At 75.6% G+C, this 2,679-nt stretch carries 3 protein-coding genes; 2 read left to right on the plus strand and 1 reads right to left on the minus strand.

The window, feature by feature from the left end:
- The coding region (gene aztB / locus SZ60_RS14140; RefSeq protein WP_043596951.1) for a zinc ABC transporter permease AztB at window positions 1-857 on the minus strand (857 nt) is incomplete at its 3' end.
- Between the two features lie 51 nt (window positions 858-908).
- Between aztB and aztA the strand changes: the two genes are divergently transcribed.
- Window positions 909-1,556, plus strand: coding sequence for a zinc ABC transporter ATP-binding protein AztA (gene aztA / locus SZ60_RS14145; RefSeq protein WP_043596955.1), 648 nt, complete (start codon window positions 909-911; stop codon window positions 1,554-1,556).
- Window positions 1,557-1,663: 107 nt separating this feature from the next.
- Window positions 1,664-2,614 (plus strand): PhzF family phenazine biosynthesis protein, encoded by a 951-nt coding sequence (locus tag SZ60_RS14150; RefSeq protein ID WP_082060181.1) that lies wholly within the window; start codon window positions 1,664-1,666, stop codon window positions 2,612-2,614.
- Window positions 2,615-2,679 lie beyond the last annotated feature (65 nt).

Raw genomic sequence — 2,679 nt, forward strand, 5'->3', positions numbered from 1 at the left:
GGGACGGCGCCGTCGCCCCGGCGCTCCCGACGTCGGCCCACGACGGCGTGGCCGACGCCCGACAGTCCGGCGAACGCGATGGCCGTCGCCGCGATCGACGCGCCGGCGGCCGTCGCGGCGTGCCACGAGACGAGCAATCCGACGGCGACGGCGAGCACGCCGATCACCGCGGAGAGGACCATCCGCGTGGGCAGGCGCGACGTCCAGTGGCCCGCGGCGACGGCCGGTGCGAGCAGCAGTCCGACGACGAGCAGCGACCCGACGGCCTGGTACGAGGCCACGACGGCGAGCGTGACCAGTCCCACGAGCACGGCCTGGGCCGAGCGCGGACCGAGCCCCAGCACGGCGGCCAGTCGCGGGTCGAGGGCGAGGGCCAGCAGGGGGCGGTGGAAGGCGGCCGCGAGGCCGACGCCGACGATCGTCGCACCGGCGAGCAGGCCGAGGTCCGCGGAGGTGATCGCGAGGACGTCGCCGAACAGGATCGACGTGGCGTCGGTGGCGAAGCTGCCCGAGTGCGAGATGACGACGACGCCGAGGGCGAGCATCGCGACGAAGAGGAGGCCGATGCTCGTGTCGTACGACAGGCGACCGCGTCGTTGCAGCGCCGCGACGCCGAGGCTCATGACGACGGCGCTGAGCGCCCCGCCGACGAGGACGGGAGCCCCGAGCACGGTCGCGAGGGCGACGCCGGGCAGCATGCCGTGCGCGAGCGCCTCGCCGAGGAAGGCCATGCCGCGCACCACGACCCAGGTGCCGACGACGCCGCAGAGGATCGCGACGAGGCCGCCGCCGACGAGGGCGCGCTGGACGAAGTCGAGCGAGAACGGCTCGAGGACGGCGGTGGAGAAGAAGGGCACGAGACATGACCGTAGCTGAGAATGAGAACGCTTATCAACTAGGGTGGTCGCATGACGACGAACACCGCCGCCGTTCCCCCGACCCCGGCGCGCCTCCTGGGGGTGGGCGTGTCGTTCGGCGACCGCACGGCCCTCGCCGACGTCGACCTCGACGTGCCCGTCGGGGTCGTCACGGTGGTGGCCGGTCCGAACGGGGCCGGCAAGTCGACGCTGCTCGAGGTCGTCGCGGGCGTGCGGCAGCCGACGTCGGGCACGCGGTCGGTCACCGCGACGATCGCGTTCGTCCCGCAGCGCACGTCGATCCCGGACGGGCTCCCGGTCACCGTGCGCGACGTCGTGACGGTCGGCGCCTGGGGTCGCGTGGGCCGGTGGCGTCCCCTGGACCGTCGAGCCCGCGCCGCCGTCGACGAGGCGCTCGACCGCCTGGACGTCGCCGATCTCGCGCAGCGACCCTTCGCCGCGCTCTCGGGCGGTCAGCGGCAGCGCGCGCTCCTCGCCCACGGGCTGGCGCGCGGGGCCGACCTGCTGGTGCTCGACGAGCCCACGACCGGGCTCGACGCGGTGAGCGCCGAACGCATCCGGGTGACGCTGCTCGACGAGGCGACCCGGGGCGCGGCCGTCCTTGCCGTCTCGCACGATCCGCTGCTGCTCGACGCGGCGCACCGCGTGACGAGGCTCGAGGCCGGCCGGATCGTGTGAGGCGGCTCGGGGTCCGGCACGGCTCGGCAGGGTCTCGAGAGCGGGGCGGGCCACCCGGCCCCGGGTGGCGCTGGCGACGAGGAGGCGCGGTGCGGCACAGTGGCGTCGTGACCGACCGCAGACCCTCGCCTCCCGACGACCCCGACGCCCCCGCCGCTGCCTCGCCGTCCGCCCCGTCCGTCGAGGTGCTGCACCTGACGGCCTTCGCCGACGGGCCGGGCGGGGGCAACCCGGCCGGCGTCGTGCTCGACGCGTCGGCCCTCTCGGCCGCCGACATGCTGCGGATCGCCGCCGAGGTGGGGTACGCCGAGACGGCGTTCGTGGTCGAACCGTCACGCGCCGGGGACGACCGGCACGTGGCCGTGCGCTACTTCTCGCCCGGGGCCGAGGTGCCGTTCTGCGGCCACGCGACGATCGCCACCGCCGTCGCCCTGGCCGAGCGTCGCGGGGTCGGAGCCTTCACGCTCGCGACGGCGGTCGGCCCGGTCGTGATCGAGACGTCGCGCGGCGGTGCCGACGTCGTCACGGGCCCGGTGACGGCGTCGTTCACGAGCGTCGACACCGTCGTGCGCGACCTCGACCCGGCCGTCACCGACCGGCTGCTGGCGTTGCTGGGCCTCGCGCACGCCGACCTCGACGAGCGTCGTCCGGTGCGGGAGTCCTTCGCGGGCAACCGGCACCCCGTGGTGGCGGTCCGCGACCAGCGGGCGTTCGACGACTTCGGTTTCGATCCGATCGCCGTGAGGGCACTGATGGAGGAGCAGGACTGGGCCGGCACGATCACGGTGATCCACGCCCGGGGCGTCGACGAATCCGGGGCGACCGTGGTCGAGGCGCGCAACCTGTTCCCCGTCGGCTCACTCACCGAGGACCCGGCGACGGGGTCGGCGGCCGCCTCGCTGGGCGGCTACCTCCGAGCGCTCGAGCTGATCGCGCCTCCTGCCCGTGTCGTGGTGAGGCAGGGGCGGCACGTCGGGCGGCCGAGCCTCCTCGTGGTCGACGTCCCGGTCGAGGGCGGCATCACGGTCACCGGCACGGCGACGCCGCTGACCCGCTGACCCGCCGACGCGCCGACCCGTTGCCCGGCCGCCGCCCGGCCGCCGTCCGGCAGCCGTCCGGCCGC

Origin of the sequence: Frigoribacterium sp. MEB024, assembly GCF_000878135.1 — a bacterium.
Lineage (GTDB): Bacteria > Actinomycetota > Actinomycetes > Actinomycetales > Microbacteriaceae > Frigoribacterium.